Here is a 19,408-nt window from a genome sequence, read left to right on the forward strand (position 1 = left end):
CCGGGGCGCGCACGCGAACTACGGTGGGCTCATGGCCGACGACCTCGACATCCGCCGCACGATCACCTCCCTCGTCGACGAGGAGAAGGACCTCCGCTCCCGCCTCGCGGCCGGGGGGCTCAGCGCCTCCGACGAGCACGCGCGGCTCCAGGCCGTCGAGACCGAGCTGGACCGGTGCTGGGACCTGCTCCGCCAGCGCGACGCCCTCCGCGACGCCGGCCGGAACCCCGACGACGCCCAGGTCCGCCCCGGCAGCGTCGTCGAGGGCTACCTCGAGTGACGGCCGACCCGCACGCCGCAGCCGCCGAGCACGAGTCGCGGTACGTGGGCGTCCTCGTCGCGCGCCCGGCCGACGAGGTCTACGCGTACGCGTCCGACCCGGCGAACCTGCCCGCCTGGGCCGCGGGGCTCGCGGCCGGCGTCGTCCACGAGGACGGGCGCTGGTTCGCCGACTCGCCCATGGGCCGCGTCGAGCTGCGCTTCGCGCCGGCCAACGCCTTCGGGGTGCTCGACCACGACGTCGTCGAGCCCGACGGCCGCACCACGTCGAACCCGCTGCGCGTCGTGCCCGCGCCCGGAGGGTCCGAGATCGTGTTCGTCGTGCGGCGCCGCGGGATGACCGACGCGGAGCTCCAGCGGGACGCCGCCGCGGTGCGCGCGGACCTCGAGACGCTCGCGCAGATCGTCGAGGAGCGCGCGGCGGGACGCTAGAGCGTGACGGTCCCGCTCACGCAGGTCACGGTGCCGCCGCCGACCCACACCGTGCCGTCCTCGTCGCGGCTCACGTGCACGCGCCCGTCGCGTCCGAGCGCGGTGCCCTGGCGGGCGACGTAGCGGTCGGGTGCCCGGCCCGTCGACGTCAGCCACTGCCCGATCACGGCGTTCAGGCTGCCCGTCACCGGGTCCTCGGGGACGGAGATGCCGGGCACGAAGCCGCGCACCTCGAACGCGGGCGCGGTGGGGTCGGTCGCGTCCGTCGGCCCGACGACGCCGATCGCGCGGTGCACCGACGAGTCGACGCCCGACCAGTCGGCGTCGATCGCGAGGACGCGCTCGGCCGAGTCGAGCAGCAGGACCCGCCAGCCCGGGCCGTTGTCGAGCAGGCGGTGGTCGACGACGGCGCTCGCGGGGATGCCGAGCGCCGTCACGAACGCGTCGAGGGTGGTGGGCTCGAGCGGCTCGTCGGCGAGGAGGTCGGGAGCAGCGAACGCGAGCTCGTCGCCCGTGCGCCGCAGCGTCACCAGCCCCACCCCGCACTCCTGCACGACGACCCCGTCGCGCTGCGGGACGCCGCCCGCCTCGAGCCACGCGCGGCACGAGCCGAGCGTCGGGTGGCCCGCGAACGGCAGCTCGCCGCCCGGCGTGAAGATCCGCAGCCGGTAGTCGGCGCCGGCCGCCGCACCCTCAGGCGTCGGGGGCAGCAGGAAGGTCGTCTCGGAGAGATTCGTCCAGCGCGCGAACGCGGCCATCCGGTCGTCGTCCGGTCCGACGGCGTCGTGCACCACCGCGACCGGGTTGCCGAGCAGCGGCTCGTGCGTGAAGACGTCGACCTCGCGGTACGGGAAGGTGCTCACGCGCCCACCCTAGGCGCGGTCGGCGGTTCTCAGGCGTGGTTTTCCGTGAGGCGCGCGACGAGCGCCTCGATGCGTCGCGCACGGGTCGCGTCGCTGGCGGCGGTCAGGACGGGATGGAGCGCGCTGAACCGCTCGGAGCTCTTGAGTGCGTCGAACGCCCTCTGCGCTGCGGGCACCCGGGCGAGGGCCTCGGCGAGCTCGGGTGGCACCTCGGCCGTGGCCGGCCCGGCGTAGGCGCGGTCCCAGCGGCCGTCGCCCTGGGCGAGCGCGACCTCGGCGCGCCCTCGCTCGCGTAGCCGGCCCTCCGCGTCGAGGCGCGTGACGGCCTCGACGTTGCGCTTCGACCAGAGGGACCGCGCGCGGCGCGGCGTGAAGCGCTGGAGGAAGGTGGTCTCGTCGCGGCTCCGGCGCTGGCCGTCGATCCAGCCACTGCACAGCGCCTCCTCGAGCGCCTCCGCGTAGGTCAGAGACGTCGGGTCGGTGACGCCCTTCTTCGCCATCACGAGCCACACGCCGTCGCTCAGGTCCTCGTGCTCGTGGAGCCACGCGCGCCAGGCGGCGCGGTCGGCGACGACGAACGGCGGGGCGGCTTCCTGCTCGCTCATGCGTCCACCCTCCCAGGGGCCGGGGACACGGGCGACGCCGCGCCGTCGGGCGGGGTCTTCTTCCAGGCATCCCCGGCCGACGTCGCCCGCGCGAGCCGAGCCGCGAGCGCACCCGCGGCCGCCGCGAACGCGTCCGGGCCGACGACGCGGAACGGGGCGTCGAACCGCAGGGCGTCCGCGAGCAGACCCGCCCACGACCACGACCCGGACGAGACGAGCGTCGAGCGCTCGGTGAGGGCCTCGACCGCGCCCTCGCGCACCCACGGCGCGACGTCCGACGCCGGCAGGTCGACCACGAACCGCCCGCGGCAGGGCCAGGCGTCCTCGTCGGTCGCGCCCTTCGCCCGCGCCGCGACGAACGTGACCACGTCGCCGGTGGGGACGGGGCGCGGTACGAACGGGCCCCCGCCCGGCGTCCGGGGCACCAGGCGGTCCACGCGGAAGATGCGCCAGTCGTCCTGGTCGACGTCCCACGCGACGAGGTACCACCGGCCGCCGCGGGCGACGAGGCCGTGCGGCTCGGCGTGCCGTGCCGGCGCGTCGAGGTCGCCGTAGGAGAAGCGGAGGCCCCGCTGGCGGCGCACGGCCTCGCTCACGGCCGCGAGGACCGCCGGGTCCGCGCGCTCGGCCGGTGCCGCGGCGGCGAACCGCACGCCGTCGACCCGGTGCCGCAGGCGCGAGGGCAGGACCTGCCGCACCGTCGCCAGGGCCCTCTCCGCGGCCTCGTCGATGTCGGCGCCGGTCGTCGGCGCGCTCCGCAGCGCGATCGCGACCGCGACGGCCTGGTCGTCGTCGAACCGGAGCGGCGGGAGCTCCGACCCGGCCTCCAGCCGGTAGCCGCCGTCGGGACCCTTGACCGCGTCGACCCGGTAGCCGAGCGCGCGCAGCCGGTCGACGTCGCGCCGCACGGTGCGGGTGCTCACGGCGAGACGGTCGGCGAGGGCCTCCCCGGGCCAGTCGCGTCGGGCCTGCAGCAACGAGAGGAGCGTGAGGAGGCGCGCCGACGGGTCGCTCATGCCTTCCATCCTGCGCGCAGTAGCGGACACGATCCGTCCTCTACCGCTGCGAGCGTCGGTGAGGACGGCCGCACCGGCCGTCCCCACCCCGACGGAGGACCGACCATGGCACTCACCACGACCACGCACCTCAACTTCGCGGGCACGGCCTGCGCGGCGCTCGAGCTCTACCGGACCGTGTTCGGCGGCGACGTCCACGTCACCACGTACGCCCAGCTCGGCATGCCGCAGGACGCGCCCGACGCGGCGAAGGTCGTCTTCGGGCGGCTCGAGACCCCGGGCGGGCTCCGCCTCATGGCCTACGACGTCCCCGGGGGGAGCCGTCCGGCCCGCGGCTCGGCACGGCGCGAGAACGGGCTGACGGTGACGGACCAGCCGTTCTTCGTCTCGGTCCGAGCCGAGCGCCTCGACGAGGCCGCCTCCTGCTGGGAGGGCCTCGCGGACGGGGCGACGGTCGTCGAGCCGCTCGCTGCGTCGGCCTGGAGCCCGGGCTTCGGGATGCTCACGGACCGCTTCGGGGTCACCTGGGTGATCGACGTCGCGTCCCCCGCCGTGGGCTGAGCGACGGTGCGCGGCCCCGGTCGCCCCGGCATCTCACGGACGCCGGGCGACCGGGAGCGCACGCGGGCGGTATTTTGGGACCCATGACCGCCCCGAACACCCCGGCCCCCTCGCGCGAGCCGTTCACCGTCACCAAGGTCGACCCTCGTCCGGGCGCGTGGCTGCGCTTCGTCCCGCTCTTCCTGCTGTTCGTCGTCGGGGTGTTCCTCATGGGCGCCGGCGCGTCGTGGGGCGACGACGGCGACGGCAACGCGTGGGTCTTCAGCCTCGGCCTGCTCGTGGCCTGCGCGCCGTTCTTCATCGGGATGACGTTCCACAAGCGCTGACGCCGCGGGAGCGGCGGCGCTCCCCGCCCCAGACCAGCCCCGGGACGGGAGTGCGTCGCCCTCCCGTCCCGGCCGGCTTCGTCGCGCTCGGCGCGTCAGAGCGTCCCGCGGACCTCGCGCGCCGCGGCCACCAGGTGCTCCAACGACGGGGTCACCTCGGCGTAGCCGCGGGTCTTGAGCCCGCAGTCCGGGTTCACCCACAGCAGCGTCGGGTCGACGGTCTTGACCGCGAGCTCGAGCAGCTCGACGACCTCCTCCGTGGAGGGGACGCGCGGGCTGTGGATGTCGTAGACGCCCGGACCGACACCGCGACCGAAACCCTCGTCCCGCAGCTCAAGCAGGATCTCCATGCGCGAGCGGGCCGCCTCGATCGACGTGACGTCGGCGTCGAGGTGGTCGATCGCGCCGATGACCTCGCCGAACTCCGAGTAGCAGAGGTGCGTGTGGATCTGCGTGTCCGCGCGCACCCCGGCGGTGGCGAGGCGGAACGACCCCACCGACCAGTCGAGGTAGGCCTCCTGGTCGGCCTTGCGCAGCGGCAGCAGCTCGCGCAGCGCGGGCTCGTCGACCTGCACGACGGCGATCCCCGCGGCCTCGAGGTCGGCGATCTCGTCGCGCAGGGCCAGGCCGAGCTGGTTCGCGGTCTCCGCGAGCGGCACGTCGTCGCGGACGAACGACCACGCCATGATCGTGACCGGGCCGGTCAGCATGCCCTTGAGCGGCTTCTCGGTGAGGGACTGCGCGTACGTCGTCCAGCGCACGGTCATCGGCTCGGGCCGCGATACGTCGCCCCACAGGATCGACGGGCGGGTGCAGCGCGACCCGTACGACTGCACCCAGCCGTTCGCCGTCACCGCGAACCCGTCGAGCAGCTCGGCGAAGTACTGGACCATGTCGTTGCGCTCGGCCTCGCCGTGCACGAGGACGTCGAGCCCGAGCTCCTCCTGGAGCGTCACGACCCGCGCGATCTCGTCGCGCATGGCCTGCTCGTACGCCTCGGTCGCCAGCTCGCCCCGGGCGTGGGCCGCGCGCGCCTTGCGGATCTCGACCGTCTGCGGGAACGACCCGATCGTCGTCGTCGGGAGGGGCGGGAGGGCCAGACGGGCAGCCTGCTCGGCCACCCGGGCGTCGTGCTCGCCGCGCTGGAAGTCGTGGCGGGAGAGCGCGGCCGTGCGGGCGCGGACGGCGTCCACGCGGACGCCCGCGGCGTCGCGGCGCGAGGCCACGGCGTCCGACGACGCCCGGACCTCGTCCGCGACGGCGTCCCCGCCGTCGGTGAGCGCCTTCGCGAGCACCGCGACCTCGGCCACCTTCTGGTCGGCGAACGCCAGCCACGCGTGCAGGTTCGCGTCGAGGGTCGAGTCCTCCCACCGCTCGCCCGCGACGTCGTGCGGGACGTGCTGGAGCGACGTCGACGTCCCGACGACGACGGCCCCCGCCCCGACCGCCTGCGCCCGGTCGAGCACGTCGAGCCTCGCGGCGAGGTCCGCACGCCAGATGTTCCGGCCGTCGACGACGCCCGCGACGAGCGTCTTCGACTCCAAGCCGGCCACCGGCGCGGCGGGCAGGGCGCCGCGGACGAGGTCGAGCGCGACCGCCTCGACGTCCGTCGCGGCGACGACGGGCAGCGCCGCGCCCAGGTCGCCGTACGACGCCTGAAGGAGGATCGCCGGCCGCCGGGCGGCGTCGAGCTCCGTCGCGAGGACCCGGTACGCCTCGGTGACAGCCGCCAGCACGGCCTCCGGCGTCACGTCCGCGGTGTCGGTCAGGTGGTCGGCGACGAGCCCCGACTCGTCGAGCTGGACCCACGTCGCGCCGGCCTCGTGCAGCTCCCGGAGCAGCCCCGCGTACACGGGGAGCAGGTCGCCCAGGCGGGACAGCGGCGAGAACCCGGCGGGTGCGTCGTCGTCGGGCTTGGCGAGGAGCAGGAACGTCACCGGCCCGACGACGACCGGCCGGGTCTCGTAGCCCTCGGCCCGGGCCTCGGTCACCTGGGCGACGAGGCGCGACGCGTCGAGCGCGAACGTCGTGCCCGGGCCGATCTCGGGGACGAGGTAGTGGTAGTTCGTGTCGAACCACTTGGTCATCTCGAGCGGTGCGCGCTCGCCGGCGTCGCCGGACGTGCCGCGCGCGGCCGCGAAGTACGCGTCGAGCCCGGTGAGCCCGTCGAACCGGCGGGGCAGTGCGCCGACCGTCACGGCGGCGTCGAGCACCTGGTCGTAGAACGAGAACGTCTCGGGGATCGCGGCGCCCGTGCGCGCGAGGCCGAGCTCCGCGAGCCGGGCCCGCGTGCGCGAGCGCAGCGCCGCGGCCTGGGCCTCGAGCTCGCCGGCGTCGGTGCGGCCCGCCCAGAAGGACTCGACGGCCTTCTTGAGCTCGCGGTTCGGGCCGATCCGGGGGTAGCCGAGGATCGTGCCGGGGGGAAGCGGGGCAAGGGTCATGTCAGTTCATCCGTTTCTCTCGGTGGATGCGCTGACCCGCGGCCCTCTGGCCAGGTCCGAGCCGCCGGGCACCGGTGCGGTGCCCGTGCGCTCGCCGCCGAGGTGGACACCCTCGAGCAGGTCCAGTGCAGCTTCGTGCTTGTTGAACGTGTAGATGTGCAGCCCGGGCGCCCCGGCATCGAGCACCGCCTGCGCGAGCTCGACGGTGCGGGCGACGCCGATCGCGTGGCGGGTCTCGTCGTCGGGCGCGGCCTCGAGCGCGGGCAGGACGTGCCGAGGCACCGGGACGCCCGTGAGCTCCTCGACGCGGTGCAGGCGTCGCGGCTCGGTCATGGGGAGGAGGCCCGCGAGGATCGGGATGGTGACCCCGGCGGCGCGTGCCGCCTCGACGAACGACACGTACGTGTCGGCCTCGTAGAAGAGCTGGGTGATCGCGAAGTCGGCGCCCGCCTGCTGCTTCTCGAGCAGCCGGCGGACCTCCTGCTCGGGCGTCGTGCCGGCGGCCAGGTTGCCGCCGGGGAACGTCGCGACGGCGATGGTCAGGGGGCGCGCGGCGGAGCGGAGCGCGTCGCCCGGATGGGCGGCGCAGCGCTCGGCCTCGACCTCGCGGAGCAGGGCCACGAGCGCGTCGGACGACGTCAGGCCGTCCGGGTCGGGCGCCCAGTCGGGGTTGTTCACGGGGGGGTCGCCGCGGAGCGCGAGGAAGGACCGGACGCCGTCGGAGAGGAAGTCGTCGATGACCTCGGCGACGTCGTGCCGCGCCGCGCCCACGCAGGTCAGGTGCGCGATCGGCAGGACCGGCGTCTCACGGAGCAGGCGCGCGACGACCTCGCGCGCGGTGTGCCGGTCGTTCCCGGCCGCGCCGTAGGTGACGGAGATGAAGTCGGGGCGCGCGGCGACGAGCCGTTCGGCGACGCCCCAGAACTTGGGCGCGGCCGACGGGTTGCGCGGCGGCATGAGCTCGAAGCTCACCGTCGGGCGGCCGGTCGACGCCAGCGAGACGCTCATGCGGACGCCTCAGAAACAATTGCCTCTACGAACACTGTGTCTCCATCGGACCTGGCGTTAGCACCCTCGTCCCGCGGGAGGCTTCCGTTGGGGGGTTGCTGCGGTGTCGACGAGCCAGGACTCTCGACCGCTCTGGATGGTGACGTCGATGCTACGCGCGGGTCATTCCGTGGACCAGCGTTCGTCCGGGTGATGAGACGGCTACCGTGGGCTGACCAGCGGGGCGACCGGCCCCGGCCGACGGACGAGGACCGCGCCGATGGCACTGCCTGCTGACAGCCACGTCCACAGCGAGTGGTCCTGGGACACCGGGGGGCCGGCGTCGGACGCGGTGGGACGGATGCGCGCGACGTGCGCCCGCGCCGTCGCGATCGGGCTGCCCGCGCTGTTCTTCACCGAGCACCTCGACGTCCCGCGCACCTGGCGCGCCGAGCCGCAGGACCTCATGCCCCACCAGCGGGGCTTCATCGACGACACGGGCCGGGTCGACTTCGCACCACTCGACGCCGCGGGCTACCTCGAGGCCGTCGACCGGATGCGGCACGAGTTCCCCGAGCTCCGCGTCCGCACGGGCGTCGAGCTCGGGCAGCCGCACGTCGTCGGGGAGCAGGCGGCACGGTTCGTGGATCTGGGCTCGCTCGACCGCGTGCTCGGCTCGCTCCACACGGTGGACCTCGGGGAGGGCCGGGCCGAGCCCAACACGCTGAACCGGGAGCACGACCCGGCCGCCGTCATGTCCGCGTACCTCGCGGAGATCCCGGTCATGGTCCGGGGCTCCGACGTCTTCGAGGTCGTCACGCACCTCGACTACGCGGTCCGGCTGTGGCCGGTCGACGACCTCGGGCCGTTCGACCCGCGGCCCTTCGAGGAGGAGTTCCGGGTCGCGCTACGGGCGGTCGCGGAGGGCGGACGCGCCCTGGAGATGAACACCCGACGGCTCTGGCCGTGGCTCCCGCAGTGGTGGGCCGAGGAGGGCGGCACGACGGTGACGTTCGGCAGCGACGCCCACACCCCCGACGCGCTGGCAGGGAACTTCCCCGAGGCGACCGCGATGCTCGAGCACTTCGGCTTCCGGCCGGGCCGCGACCCGGAGGACTTCTGGGTCCGGCTCGGCCGCACCGGCTAGGCGCGCTCGCCTGACCTGCCCTCGACGAACGCGACCAGGGCGTCGCGGACGAACGTGGCGCCGTCCTGCCCGCCGTAGGTCGCCGCGAACCGCGGGTCCGCGACGTAGATCTCCGCGAGCCCGACGACGTACGCGTCCGGCGCGCCCGTGCCGTCCGGCGTCCGGGGCGTCCCCGGGATGGACGCGAGCCAGGCCACGTGCTCCCGGGCCAGCTCCTGCGCCTCCGGGGACGCCGGGTCGACGCCGCGCTCGGCCGCCGACCGCCAGGCCGCGACGCGGTCCGCGCTGCGCCGCTGCCAGCCGGCACGCTCGTCGTCGGACAGCCCGCGCCACCACGTGTCGCTCCGCGCGTACGCGTCCGTGCCCCACCGCTGCTCGACCTCCTCGCGGTGCTGCGTGTGGTCGAAGCCCTCGAACATCTGCTCGGCCATCGGTTCGGTTCCTTCCTCGATCGCGGCGACCGTGCGCTCGACCGTGGCGATCTGGCGCGCGATCCGCTCCTGCTCGGCGCGCAGCCACGCGGCGTGGGTGCGCAGGGCACGGACCTCGTCGGGCTGGCTCTCCAGGGCCCGCGCGATCTGCGGCAGCCCGAGGCCCAGGTCGCGCAGCAGCAGGATGCGCTGCAGGCGGACGAGGGCGTCGGCGTCGTAGTAGCGGTAACCGTTGGAGCCGGTCCGGCTCGGGGGGAGGAGGCCGACGTCGTCGTAGTGGCGGAGGGTGCGGCTCGTCGTGCCGGCGAGGCGCGCGACCTCCTGGATCGACCGTTCCGTGCTCATGTCCTCGAGCGTAGAAGTTGACGTCGCGTCAAGGTCAAGGGGTGCGTCGGCGCGTGGGTAGGGTCGAGCGGTGAGTGCTGCCGACGCCTTTCCCGCCGCCGCCTTCGCGCGGACCCTTCGCACCTGGCCCGCGCCCGACGACGGCCAGGCCGCCCTCCGCGACGCCTACCGCGCGTTCGTGGCCGAGCAGGGCGACGCGGCCGCCCGGCGCGACGGCGGGCCCGAGCACCTCACCGCCAGCGCCTTCCTGCTCTCGGAGGACCTCACGCGCGTGCTGCTCTGCTACCACCGCAAGGGGCAGTTCTGGGTCCAGCTCGGCGGGCACGTCGAGCCGTCCGACCCGAGCCTGCCCGAGGCCGCGCTCCGCGAGGCGCGCGAGGAGTCGGGGGCTCGCCGACGTCCGGCTGGTCACGGACGACCCCGCCGACCTCAACCGGCACGAGCTCGCCGCCGCGTTCGGCGCGTGCCGCGCGCACTGGGACGTCGGGTACGTGGCGACCGCCTCCACGACCGAGCGGGTCGTCGTGAGCGACGAGAGCGAGGACGTCCGCTGGTTCGGCGTCGACGCCCTGCCGGGCGACGTCCCGGACGGGCTGCCGGCGCGCGTCGCCTACGCCGTCGGGCGGGCGAAGCTGGCGCTCGGCTCGTTCTGAGCTGCCCTCTGGGACGCCCGGGTGCGGCGGCGGCTCACAGACCGAGCATCGCCCGGAGCCACTCGTCGACCTCCGCCATCGTGGCGGCGTCGACGCCGCCCGCGACGGCGACCACGCGGTCACGGCTGATCGTGCGGACCTGTTCCGTCATCGCCCAGGACGGCCTGGCGAGCCCGTGATCCCCGCGCAACGCGACCTGGTTCGACCAACCGCGCTCGACCGTCGTCACGGGCAGCGCCACGACGAGGGTGGTCACGGCGCGCAGGTAGCCCCCCGGCTGGACACGACGAGCGCGGGACGGCGACCCGACTGCTCACGGCCGCGCGTCGGCGGGAACCTCCGTCCGGATTCCCGGCTCGAGCACCAGCAGGCGGTCGGTGAGCCCGGCGTCGTCGAACGCGGTGCGGACGGCGTCGACGGACTCGGTGAAGTGCGCCCACGAGTCCGCGTGCGCCGGCACGACGAGCGCGTCCCCCAGCAGGGTCGCGGCCTCGGCCGCGTCCGTGCCGCGGAGGGTGACGGTGCGCCCGGGGAAACGGCCGGGGTCGGCGGCGCCCGCGTTGAGGACCGCGATCGCGATGCCCGGGAACCGCGCAGCGATCTCGCGGACCAGCTCGACGGACGCGTTGTCGCCCGAGACGTAGAGGGTCGGGGCGTCCGGCGCCTCCAGCACGAAGCCCGTCACGGGGCCGGCGAGGTTCGGCGCATCCGCGCCCTCCGGGCCGTGCAGCGCGGGGACGGCCGTCACCGTGACCGCGGGGTCGCCGTCGAGCTCGACCGACGCCCACGGGTCGAGCCCGGTCACGCCCGCGATGCGACCGGCCGCCGCGGGCGTGGACAGCACGGTGACGCCGTCGGCCAGCGCCTGCTCGACGAGCGCGCGCCCGGACAGGTCGAGGTTGTCGGCGTGCTGGTCGTGCGAGACGAGGACGAGGTCGACGGGGAGGACGGCGTCCGCGGGGAGCGCGGGCGACGCGGTCTTCGTGAGGACGACGGCGCCCTCGTAGCTGCGCGGGTCGTCGAACGTCGGGTCGAGCAGGACGCGCAGGCCCGCGTACTCGAGGAGGACCGTGGGGCCTCCCGCGAGGGTCGCGTGGACGGTGGTCTCGGACGGTGCTGGCGTGGTCGTCATGCGCTCAGCGTGCGCCGTCCGACACCTCGTGACGAGCGGCGAGCGCGTCAGGGACCGCAAGGATCTCGCCACGCCGTCACCCCCGCGACGCCTCGGCGAAGTCGTACAGAAGCGTTTCGGCCACCTGTACGCCACCGGCGCCGATTCCCGGAGACGCCTGCACAATGGTGCGATGACGTATCGGGTACTGCGGCTTGCGCTGTCGCTGGTCGCTTTCGTGTGCCTCCGGCCCAAGGTGACGGGACGGAACAACATCCCGCGCACGGGGCCGGTGATCCTCGCGAGCAACCACCTGTCGTTCATCGACTCGCTGCTCATCCCGCTGGTCGCCCCGCGGCACGTGACGTTCATGGCCAAGGCCGAGTACTTCACCGGCCGCGGTCTCAAGGGCCGTCTGTCCCGCTGGTTCTTCACGACCATGGGCCACATCCCCGTCCAGCGCGACGACCCGCGCGCCGGCATCCGTTCGCTCGAGGACGCGCTCGTCGTCCTGGAGCGCGGCGACGTCTTCGGTATCTACCCCGAGGGCACGCGGTCGCGCGACGGCAAGCTCCACAAGGGCCACACGGGCGTGGCCTGGCTCGCCCTGTCCGGGCACGCGCCCATCGTGCCCGTGGCCCTCGTCAACACCGACAAGGTCCAGCCGGCCGACGCGAAGATGGTCCGGCTGCCGCGCGGGCACCGCGTCGAGATCCACTTCGGCCGGCCCATCGACCCGTCGCACCAGCTCACCTCGGCCCAGCGGCCCGCGCAGGCGCGCCGCGAGCTCACGGACAGCGTGATGACGAGCATCCACGAGATGAGCGGCCAGGAGCTGGCGGCCTGATGATCCTCCGCCTGGGCGAGCGGGTCCCCGACGTCGCGGGCACGGCCTGGGTGGCCGACGCCGCGACCGTCGTCGGGTCCGTGACGCTCGGCGAGCACGTCGGCGTCTTCTACGGCGCGGTGCTGCGCGGCGACATGCAGCCCATCACCGTCGGTGACCGGTCGAACCTCCAGGACGGCGTCGTCGTGCACACCGACCCCGGCTTCCCGGTGACCGTCGGGACGGGCGTGTCCGTGGGGCACAACGCCGTCCTGCACGGCTGCACCGTCGAGGACGACGTCCTCGTCGGGATGGGCGCGACCGTGCTCAACGGCGCGCGCGTCGGGGCGGGGAGCCTGGTCGGTGCGAACGCGCTCGTCCCCGAGGGCGCGCAGATCCCGCCCGGGTCGCTCGTCGTCGGGGTGCCGGCGAAGGTGCGGCGCGAGCTGACCGACGAGGAGCGGGAGCACGTCCGCTCCAACGCCGACGCGTACGTCGAGCTCACCCGCAGCCACGCCGAGGACGCGCACCCGCTCGACGCCTGACCTCTCGCGACCTGTCAGAACCTCACGGCAGCTGGGTGCCGTCATGTTCTGACAACTCGCGCCAGCCCGTGGCGTGTCAGAAGCTCACGGCAGCTGGGTGCCGTCATGTTCTGACAACTCGCGCCAGCCCGTGGCGTGTCAGAAGCTCACGGCAGCTGGGTGCCGTGAGCTTCTGACAAGTCGCGTGGGCCCGGCGGGCGTCGCGTGTGCGAAGGTTGAGGCGACACCCCGAGGACACCCCCGAGGAGCCGCCCGTGCCCGCCCCCGTCAACGCGCCCACGACGACACGACCCCACGTCGCCGCGCGCATCGAGGACCGCTTCTTCGGGGCCCTCGGTGGTCGGCTGTGTCGGCGGAAGGGCTGGTCGCCGCACGTCGAGGCGTACACCGGCTACGGCTGCGGCGCCTGGGTGCGGGTGCTCGCGCGAGCCGTCCTCGCCCCGAGCGCTCCCCACCCGACGCCGGCCCACGACCGGCGCGGCTGGCGCAGCTACCTGTCCGTCCCGGCCCCTGGCGAGGTGCTGCGGGTCGCCGTCGGGGGTGCCCACGCCGTCCTCGTCGCGGACCGCGCCGGCTACATCGACGCCCGGCTCGACCTCCCGGCCCCGCTCCCGGCCGGCTGGCACGCGGCGTCGGTGACCACCGAGGACGGGCGCGTGGCGTCGTGCCCGCTGCTCGTCGTCGGCGAGGACGTGACGTTCGGCGTGGTGAGCGACATCGACGACACCGTCGTCGACACGCGCCTCCCGCGCCCGCTCATCGCGTTCTGGAACACGTTCGTCCTCCACCCGCGGGCGCGCCGTGAGGTGCCGGGCATGGCCGACCTGTACGCCCGGCTGCGCACCCGCTACCCGGACGCCCCGTTCGTCTACCTGTCGACGGGGGCGTGGAACACCGCGGGGACCCTGCGCCGGTTCCTCGACGTGCACGGATTCCCACCCGGGCCCCTGCTGCTGACGGACTGGGGCCCGACGCACACCGGCTGGTTCCGCAGCGGTGCCGCCCACAAGCAGGCGCAGCTCGAGCGTCTGTTCGCGGAGCTGCCGGGCGTCCGCTGGCTCCTCGTCGGCGACGACGGCCAGCACGACCCCGCGATCTACGACCGGGCGGCCCGCGAGCACCCGGCGCACGTGGCGGCCGTCGCGATCCGTCAGCTCACCCCGGCGCAGCAGGTCCTGTCGCACGGCCTGCCCGTGCCGCTGCCCCCGCCACGCGGCTCGGAGCCGTGGCAGCCCGCGGCCCCGGGCGCCGGCGCGGCGCTGCCGGCCGACGGGTCGGCGGCACCGAGCGTGCCCGAGGTGCGCGGTCCGGACGGCGACGCGCTCCGCGTCGCACTGCTCGGCACGGTGCGCTGACGGACACCCACTGAACCATCCGGCCCGCTGTCTCGTCGTACGGGTGTCGGCCCGTCCGGGCCGGCGGGAGACTGGACGGATGGGACGACCGTGGCCGCAGACGAGCCCCGCCCTCGGCGCAGGCACCGGCGGCGCACCCTGGCGTACTGGGGTGCGGGCGTCGTCGTGCTGCTGGTCGTCGCCGCGTTCGTGGGGCCGGCGGTGTACGCGGCGCTGGTGAACCGGCACGCCGACCCCGCACCCACCCTGAGCGCGGGTGCGTCGGTGGGCGCCGCCGGACCGCTGGCGGACGGCCGCTGGACCGTGGGCACCGGGTCGTTCGCGGGCTACCGCGTCCACGAGGTCCTCCAGGGCCACGGCGCGACCGTCACGGGCCGGACGGACCGGGTGTCCGGCCAGGTCACGGTCTCGGGCGGACGCGTGACCGCCGGGACGGTGACCGTGCAGGTCGGGTCGATCCACACCGACGAGCCCCCGCGCGACGCCTACTTCCGCTCGACCGCGCTCGAGACGTCGAAGTTCCCGACGGCGACGTTCACGCTCACGTCCCCGGTGCCGGCGACGTCCGGGTCGCCGACGCTGCCCGGGCGCCTCACCGTGCACGGCGTGACCCGTGACGTGCGCGTCCCGGCGCAGGCGGCGACCGGCCGGGCCGGTGCCGACCTCGTGGCGAGCCTCCCCGTGACCTGGGCGGACTACGGCGTCAGCGCGCCCCGGCTGCCGTTCGTGACCGTCGACGACCACGGCGCGATCGAGCTCGAGCTCCACCTCGTGAGGGCCTCGTGACCGCCGCCCCGGACACCCGGCTCCGCGCGCTCCACGACGCCCACGCGGGCGCGCTGTACCGGTTCGCGCTGCGGCGCACGGGCGACGAGGGGCTCGCGCAGGACGTCGTGCAGGAGACCCTGGTACGGGCGTGGCGGCACCCCGAGGTGCTGGCCCGCGGGGACGACCAGGTGCGGGCGTGGCTCTTCACGGTCGCGCGGCACCTTGTCGTCGACGACCGGCGCAGCGCGCGCCACCGTCACGAGGCCGCCGTCGGCGAGCCCGGGGTGGTCGAGCGGCTCGACCGCGCACCCGCCACGCCGGACGACACCCAGGCCGTCCTCGACGCCTGGCTCGTCGGCGACGCCCTGGCGACGCTGTCCGCGGAGCACCGGGCCGTCGTCGTGGGGGCGTACTACGGCGGGCGGAGCGTCGCCGAGCTGGCCGCCGAGCACGGCATCCCGGCCGGGACGGTCAAGTCCCGGCTGCACTACGGTCTGCGCGCTCTGCGGCTCGCGCTCCAGGAGAGGGGGGTCACGTCATGACCGACGCCCGCACGCCCGACGACGTCACCGCCGAGCACGAGCGCGTCGCCGACTGGGACGCCGCCTACGTGCTGGGGGCGCTCGACGCCGAGGACCGTCGCGCGTTCGAGCGGCACGTCGCCGTGTGCGACCGGTGCAAGGACGCCGTCGCCGACCTCGCCGGGATGCCTGCGCTGCTCGCGCTCGTGCCCGCGGAGGAGGTGCCGGGCGTCGTCGAGCCGGCCGCGGACGGCGACGAGGCGGTGAGCGAGAAGTCGGCGCGCGCCGACGTCGTCGACCTCGGTGCGGTGGCCGCGCGGCTGCGCCGCGGACAGGTGCGGCGTCGCTGGACGGCCGCCGCGGTGGCCGCGGGACTCCTCGTGGTGGGCGGCGGTGCCGGCTGGGTGGTGTCGTCGGCCGTCTCGCCCGGCGGCGGCACCTCCGTGAGCGCGACCGCGACCACGGTGGACCTCGCGCCGGTCGGGGGCTCCGGCGTGACCGCGCGGCTCAGCCTCGACCCGGTCGCGTGGGGCACGCGGCTGTCCTGGTCGTGCCGGTACCCGAGCGACGCCGGACCGGCATCCGCGACCGCCGGTCCGTATGGGGGCACTGCACGGGCCGAGGCGACGTACGCGCTCGTCCTCGTGGACCGTGCCGGGCACACGACGACCGTCGGGACCTGGGCCGCGACGGGGACCGGCGCGAGCGGCCTGCACGCCTCGACGTCCGTGGCGGCGCGCGACGTCGCGAGCGTGGAGATCCGCCTCGGCGACGTCGCCGTGGCGCGCGCGACCGCCTGACGACCGCCGCGGTGACGGGTGCGGGCCCGGTCGCACCGTGGAAGCGACCGGGCCCGCGTGCGCGTCCGGGAAGGACCCGCGAGCGCGCCCCGAAGGAGGGGGACGGGACGCGCAGCCTGTGTCCTGCCGTCAGGCGGTCCGACGGCGTCGGAGGACGAGGAGCGTCGCGCCGGCGGCGACGAGCACGCCGGCGGCGACGGCGAACGGCACGAGGTTCGCACCGGTCTCGGCGAGCACGCCCTCGCCTTGCGCGCCGGAGGCGTCGCTCGGGGTGGCCGTGCCGCCCGCCGCGAGGACGACCGTCGTGTCGGTCGGCGACGGGGACGCGACCTCGGCGGGCGCCGTGGCGTCGACCGCCTCGTCGGAGGTCGGGGTCGGGGCCGGTGAGACGTCGCTGCTCGGGGTGTCGGTCTCGGTGGGCTGCGTCGGCTGCTCGGTCGGCACGACCGCCTCGGTGGGCGTGGTGCCCGTCGGCGTCGTGCTCGGGGTCTCGGTCGGCGTGGTGGTGCCCGGGGTCGTGCAGGTCAGGGCGTCGGAACCCGTGAACGGGTAGGCGTGGAACTCCGCGCCGCCACCCGTGTGCACGAGGTCGCCCGCGACCCAGGTGCGGCCGTTGAGGCCGGGGACCTCGACCGTCGTCGTGCCGCCGCTCTTCGGGACGAGCACGGACCCGACCCACTGGGCGGAGCCGGCGACGTCGGGGGAGGCGTCGTCGAGCACGTTCCAGACGGTGCGGGACGCGTACGACGCCAGCCCGGCGCGGTCCCCGTTCTGGTCGAACGCGTGGGCCGCGCCCTCACGCCACATGCCGTTCACGTTGGTCCGGACGTCGCCCGTGACGTTGACGACCACGGTCGCACGCTCCTGGACGTCGACGAACTTCACGCTCACGGACTTCGCCGCACTGCCGAGCTTTCCGCCGTCGAGCGCGAAGACCTGGGTGCTCGAGGTACCGTCCCCGCGGAGCACGAGGAACGTGCCGTCGTCGGTGACCGTGCCCGTCGTCGGCTCGCCCGCGAGCCTCTGCGACTCGGACTGCAGCGTCGACGTCAGGTCGGTGTACGCGCCGAGCGCGGCGGACCGCCCGAGCCCGTCGTGCGCGGTGCCCTCGGCGAGGGTGCCGTCGACGGTGCCCCCCACGGTGGCCTGGCCGTCGAGGCCGTGGCCCACGGCCACGAACGGGGCGCCGCTGACGTCGTCGCCGACGCGGAGCATGACCGAGCCCTTCGACGGCGCGACGAGCGAGCCCGCACCGGCGACCCCGACGTCGTAGTGCGCGCCGACGGTGAAGCTCCCGCCGACCACGACGACGCCCTCGGCCTCCGCCGCGCCGCGCACGGTGAGGTCGCCGGCCGCGTACACGTTGACGGCGTCGTCGACGCCCACCGGCGTGCCGGTGGAGAGCTCCGGGGCGGTGCAGGTCTCGGTCGCGGAGGCGGTGGTGGCGACGGCGAACGCGCCGGCGCTCGCGAGGGCCAGGGCGGCGGTGCCGCGGACGACGCGACGGCGGGTGGCACCCTCGGTCCGGTCGGCAGGGCGGCCTTGCGGGCGGTGGATCACGGATCTCCTCCGGTGGTGGTCCGTCGGGGTCCCTCGGCGACCCGTCGGTGCAGGTCGGCGGTCCCTTCGGCGGTGGCGGGACTGGCTCGGCGCAGTGGACGCTACCGGTACCGCAGCGCCGCGTACAAATCCATCCGCTACACTTCACCCGTTTTGTCGGAACGGGCGGTGTGGCGCGGTCGGCTCGGCGGCGTCAGGCGCTCGCGGGAACCGCCCCGGCGCTCGTCGCGGCGCGCGCGAGGACCACGGGGCACGTCGCCAGGTGGTCGTCGACGAGGCCGCAGGCCTGCATCGTCGCGTACGCCGTGACCGGACCCACGAACACGAAGCCCGCCTTCTTCAGCGCCTTCGACAGCGCGAGCGACTCCGCGGTCTTCGGGGGGACGTCGGTCCAGCTCTTCGGGCGCGCCTCGCGCGGGGCGGGCGCGAACGACCAGACGAGCTCGTCGAGCGAGCCGCCGGCGTCGTGCAGCGCGACGAGGGCCCGGGCGTTGGTGACGGTCGCCTCGATCTTCTGCCGGTTGCGGATGATCGACGCGTCCTGGAGGAGGCGCTCGACGTCGTCCGGCCCGAACGCGGCGACCTGCTCGGCGTCGAACCCGACGAACGCCGACCGGAACGCCTCACGCTTGCGCAGGACCGTCAGCCACGACAGGCCCGACTGGAAGCCCTCGAGAGCGAGCCGCTCGAGCAGCGCCGACTCGCCGTGCACGGGCACGCCCCACTCGGTGTCGTGGTACGCCTCGTAGAGCGGGTCGCCGTCGCCGAAGCACCGGGCGGGAGCGGTCTGGGGGTCGAGGCTCGTCGCGGTCATGGCCCCAGCGTGCCCCAGGCCGCCGACGCGCGGGAGGCGCGTGCCCTCACCTGTGCACGACGCCCACCTGCCGGAGCCTGGGGGTGGCGCCCGCGCGGCGACGCGTCTGGCCTCACGCGCCGTCGGCGCAGCGGAACCCGATGTGCGTGGTCGCCGTGTCGTCGGCCTGCGGTGAGCGCGCCGCCGGGCGGAAGCGCAGGCAGTAGTCCGGCGAGCACAGGTAGGACCCGCCCTTGAGGACGCGGCGCGGGACGCTCGAGCCCGGTTCGGCGCTCGCGGCGGCCAGCAGGTTCGGACGAGTCCCGGCGTCGACCGGCTCCTCGCCGGGCAGGCGATGACGCGGGGCGTAGAGGTCGCTCGTCCACTCCCACACGTTCCCGATCATGTCGAAGAGCCCGTAGCCGTTCGCCGGGTACGAGCCGACGGGAGCCGTCGTCGTCCCGTGCGGCCCGCGGACGTCGTAGGGGAACCGGCCGAGCCAGGTGTGCGCCTGTGGCACCCCGCCCGGGTAGGGGACGTCGCCCCACGCGAAGGGCGCCCGGTCGTCGCGGCCACCGCGCGCCGCGAGCTCGTTCTCCGCCTCCGTGGGGAGCCGCTTGCCCGCCCAGCGCGCGAAGGCCGCCGCGTCCGGGTACGCCACCTGGACCACGGGGTGGTCCGACCGCCCCTCGATCGACGACCCCGGTCCCTCGGGTTGCCGCCAGGAGGCGCCCGGCTGCCACCGCCACCACAGGCTCCAGTCGGTCAGGTCGACGGGGCCGTCGGTCGGGGTGAAGACGAGCGCGCCGGGCGCCCGGTCCTCCGGTGGCAGGTCGGGGTACTCGGCCGCCTCGAGGGGACGTTCGGCGACCGTGACGTAGCCCGTGTCCGTGACGAACCGGAGGAACTCCGCGTTCGTCACCTCGAACCGGTCGAGCCAGAAGCTCCCGACCGTCCGTTCGTGGACCGGCCCCTCGTCGGCGTAGAAGTCGGAGCTGCCCATCGTGAAGCTGCCCCCGGGGATCCTCACCATCCCGGGCCGG

General features: G+C 75.1%; 23 protein-coding genes, 1 pseudogene and 1 riboswitch. Of the genes and pseudogenes, 13 read left to right on the forward strand and 11 right to left on the reverse strand.

Annotated features, from left to right (window positions below; translation table 11 throughout):
- The first annotated feature begins 31 nt into the window (after positions 1 to 31).
- Positions 32 to 280 carry a DUF2630 family protein gene (locus ACFT5B_RS01070; protein WP_386796118.1) on the forward strand — a complete coding sequence of 83 codons (249 nt, stop codon included), beginning with the start codon at positions 32 to 34 and terminating at the stop codon, positions 278 to 280.
- Positions 277 to 711 (forward strand): SRPBCC family protein, encoded by a 435-nt coding sequence (locus ACFT5B_RS01075; RefSeq protein WP_386796119.1) that lies wholly within the window; start codon positions 277 to 279, stop codon positions 709 to 711. The genes ACFT5B_RS01070 and ACFT5B_RS01075 overlap by 4 nt, the downstream gene beginning before the upstream one ends.
- On the opposite strand, the gene ACFT5B_RS01080 is transcribed toward ACFT5B_RS01075, so the two are convergent.
- The 3 genes from ACFT5B_RS01080 to ACFT5B_RS01090 are packed head-to-tail and all read right to left on the reverse strand — an operon-like array spanning position 708 to position 3,195.
- Positions 708 to 1,574 (reverse strand): PhzF family phenazine biosynthesis protein, encoded by an 867-nt coding sequence (locus ACFT5B_RS01080; RefSeq protein WP_386796120.1) that lies wholly within the window; start codon positions 1,572 to 1,574, stop codon positions 708 to 710. The two genes, ACFT5B_RS01075 and ACFT5B_RS01080, sit on opposite strands and share 4 nt — an antisense overlap.
- 29 nt (positions 1,575 to 1,603) lie before the next feature.
- Positions 1,604 to 2,179, reverse strand: coding sequence for a YdeI family protein (locus ACFT5B_RS01085; RefSeq protein WP_386796121.1), 576 nt, complete (start codon positions 2,177 to 2,179; stop codon positions 1,604 to 1,606).
- The gene (locus tag ACFT5B_RS01090; protein WP_386796122.1) at positions 2,176 to 3,195 is read right to left on the reverse strand and encodes a helix-turn-helix transcriptional regulator; all 1,020 of its coding nucleotides are present in this window, start codon (positions 3,193 to 3,195) and stop codon (positions 2,176 to 2,178) included. Before ACFT5B_RS01090 ends, ACFT5B_RS01085 begins: the two co-directional genes overlap by 4 nt.
- A 105-nt stretch (positions 3,196 to 3,300) precedes the next feature.
- On the opposite strand from ACFT5B_RS01090, the gene ACFT5B_RS01095 reads away from it, so the two are divergent.
- Together ACFT5B_RS01095 and ACFT5B_RS01100 are read left to right on the forward strand one after the other, a co-directional pair.
- Entirely contained in the window at positions 3,301 to 3,756 is a 456-nt protein-coding gene (locus ACFT5B_RS01095) for a VOC family protein (protein ID WP_386796123.1), read from the forward strand.
- Positions 3,757 to 3,839: 83 nt separating this feature from the next.
- Positions 3,840 to 4,082, forward strand: a complete 243-nt coding sequence (locus ACFT5B_RS01100; RefSeq protein ID WP_386796124.1) for a hypothetical protein — start codon at positions 3,840 to 3,842, stop codon at positions 4,080 to 4,082.
- A 95-nt stretch (positions 4,083 to 4,177) separates the two neighbouring features.
- Here the strand turns inward: ACFT5B_RS01100 and metE are convergent, their stop codons facing one another.
- Both metE and ACFT5B_RS01110 read right to left on the reverse strand, forming a co-directional pair.
- Positions 4,178 to 6,523: a 5-methyltetrahydropteroyltriglutamate--homocysteine S-methyltransferase gene (gene metE, locus ACFT5B_RS01105; protein ID WP_386796125.1), complete on the reverse strand. Its 2,346-nt coding sequence runs from the start codon at positions 6,521 to 6,523 to the stop codon at positions 4,178 to 4,180.
- Positions 6,524 to 6,529: 6 nt separating this feature from the next.
- Positions 6,530 to 7,531: a methylenetetrahydrofolate reductase gene (locus ACFT5B_RS01110; protein WP_386796126.1), complete on the reverse strand. Its 1,002-nt coding sequence runs from the start codon at positions 7,529 to 7,531 to the stop codon at positions 6,530 to 6,532.
- Positions 7,532 to 7,570: 39 nt separating this feature from the next.
- A riboswitch (SAM riboswitch) is annotated at positions 7,571 to 7,674 on the reverse strand.
- Between the two features lie 116 nt (positions 7,675 to 7,790).
- Here ACFT5B_RS01110 and ACFT5B_RS01115 point away from each other — a divergent pair.
- Positions 7,791 to 8,657 carry a PHP domain-containing protein gene (locus tag ACFT5B_RS01115; protein ID WP_386796127.1) on the forward strand — a complete coding sequence of 289 codons (867 nt, stop codon included), beginning with the start codon at positions 7,791 to 7,793 and terminating at the stop codon, positions 8,655 to 8,657.
- Here ACFT5B_RS01115 and ACFT5B_RS01120 read toward each other — a convergent pair.
- Positions 8,654 to 9,433 (reverse strand): MerR family transcriptional regulator, encoded by a 780-nt coding sequence (locus ACFT5B_RS01120; RefSeq protein ID WP_386796128.1) that lies wholly within the window; start codon positions 9,431 to 9,433, stop codon positions 8,654 to 8,656. The two genes, ACFT5B_RS01115 and ACFT5B_RS01120, sit on opposite strands and share 4 nt — an antisense overlap.
- Before the next feature lie 271 nt (positions 9,434 to 9,704).
- Between ACFT5B_RS01120 and ACFT5B_RS01125 the strand changes: the two are divergent.
- Both ACFT5B_RS01125 and ACFT5B_RS01130 read left to right on the forward strand, forming a co-directional pair.
- A pseudogene (locus tag ACFT5B_RS01125) lies at positions 9,705 to 9,785 on the forward strand (NUDIX hydrolase); the annotation flags it as partial.
- A gap of 139 nt (positions 9,786 to 9,924) precedes the next feature.
- Positions 9,925 to 10,086 carry a hypothetical protein gene (locus tag ACFT5B_RS01130; RefSeq protein WP_386796200.1) on the forward strand — a complete coding sequence of 54 codons (162 nt, stop codon included), beginning with the start codon at positions 9,925 to 9,927 and terminating at the stop codon, positions 10,084 to 10,086.
- A 34-nt stretch (positions 10,087 to 10,120) separates the two neighbouring features.
- Here ACFT5B_RS01130 and ACFT5B_RS01135 read toward each other — a convergent pair whose 3' ends face one another.
- Together ACFT5B_RS01135 and ACFT5B_RS01140 are read right to left on the reverse strand one after the other, a co-directional pair.
- Positions 10,121 to 10,342, reverse strand: coding sequence for a type II toxin-antitoxin system PemK/MazF family toxin (locus tag ACFT5B_RS01135; protein WP_386796129.1), 222 nt, complete (start codon positions 10,340 to 10,342; stop codon positions 10,121 to 10,123).
- 57 nt (positions 10,343 to 10,399) lie between these two features.
- Positions 10,400 to 11,218: an MBL fold metallo-hydrolase gene (locus ACFT5B_RS01140; RefSeq protein WP_386796130.1), complete on the reverse strand. Its 819-nt coding sequence runs from the start codon at positions 11,216 to 11,218 to the stop codon at positions 10,400 to 10,402.
- A gap of 172 nt (positions 11,219 to 11,390) precedes the next feature.
- On the opposite strand from ACFT5B_RS01140, the gene ACFT5B_RS01145 reads away from it, so the two are divergent.
- From ACFT5B_RS01145 to ACFT5B_RS01170, 6 genes are all read left to right on the forward strand, one after another.
- A complete protein-coding gene (locus ACFT5B_RS01145; RefSeq protein ID WP_386796131.1) occupies positions 11,391 to 12,044 on the forward strand; it encodes a lysophospholipid acyltransferase family protein in 654 nt (217 codons plus the stop codon).
- Positions 12,044 to 12,568: a gamma carbonic anhydrase family protein gene (locus ACFT5B_RS01150; protein WP_386796132.1), complete on the forward strand. Its 525-nt coding sequence runs from the start codon at positions 12,044 to 12,046 to the stop codon at positions 12,566 to 12,568. The genes ACFT5B_RS01145 and ACFT5B_RS01150 overlap by 1 nt, the downstream gene beginning before the upstream one ends.
- A gap of 254 nt (positions 12,569 to 12,822) precedes the next feature.
- Positions 12,823 to 13,923: an App1 family protein gene (locus ACFT5B_RS01155; RefSeq protein WP_386796133.1), complete on the forward strand. Its 1,101-nt coding sequence runs from the start codon at positions 12,823 to 12,825 to the stop codon at positions 13,921 to 13,923.
- 90 nt (positions 13,924 to 14,013) lie between these two features.
- On the forward strand, positions 14,014 to 14,709 hold the full coding sequence (locus ACFT5B_RS01160) for a YceI family protein (protein WP_386796134.1): 696 nt from the start codon (positions 14,014 to 14,016) through the stop codon (positions 14,707 to 14,709).
- Entirely contained in the window at positions 14,706 to 15,233 is a 528-nt protein-coding gene (locus ACFT5B_RS01165; protein ID WP_386796135.1) for a sigma-70 family RNA polymerase sigma factor, read from the forward strand. Before ACFT5B_RS01160 ends, ACFT5B_RS01165 begins: the two co-directional genes overlap by 4 nt.
- A complete protein-coding gene (locus ACFT5B_RS01170) occupies positions 15,230 to 16,012 on the forward strand; it encodes an anti-sigma factor family protein (protein ID WP_386796136.1) in 783 nt (260 codons plus the stop codon). The genes ACFT5B_RS01165 and ACFT5B_RS01170 overlap by 4 nt, the downstream gene beginning before the upstream one ends.
- Positions 16,013 to 16,141: 129 nt before the next feature.
- Here the strand turns inward: ACFT5B_RS01170 and ACFT5B_RS01175 are convergent, their stop codons facing one another.
- From ACFT5B_RS01175 to ACFT5B_RS01185, 3 genes are all read right to left on the reverse strand, one after another.
- On the reverse strand, positions 16,142 to 17,572 hold the full coding sequence (locus tag ACFT5B_RS01175; protein ID WP_386796137.1) for a choice-of-anchor A family protein: 1,431 nt from the start codon (positions 17,570 to 17,572) through the stop codon (positions 16,142 to 16,144).
- 193 nt (positions 17,573 to 17,765) lie between these two features.
- Positions 17,766 to 18,386 carry a DNA-3-methyladenine glycosylase I gene (locus ACFT5B_RS01180; RefSeq protein ID WP_386796138.1) on the reverse strand — a complete coding sequence of 207 codons (621 nt, stop codon included), beginning with the start codon at positions 18,384 to 18,386 and terminating at the stop codon, positions 17,766 to 17,768.
- A gap of 112 nt (positions 18,387 to 18,498) precedes the next feature.
- Positions 18,499 to 19,398 carry a formylglycine-generating enzyme family protein gene (locus ACFT5B_RS01185; RefSeq protein ID WP_386796198.1) on the reverse strand — a complete coding sequence of 300 codons (900 nt, stop codon included), beginning with the start codon at positions 19,396 to 19,398 and terminating at the stop codon, positions 18,499 to 18,501.
- Positions 19,399 to 19,408 lie beyond the last annotated feature (10 nt).

The organism is Luteimicrobium sp. NPDC057192, assembly GCF_042670205.1.
In the GTDB taxonomy this organism is placed as follows: Bacteria; Actinomycetota; Actinomycetes; order Actinomycetales; family Cellulomonadaceae; genus Luteimicrobium.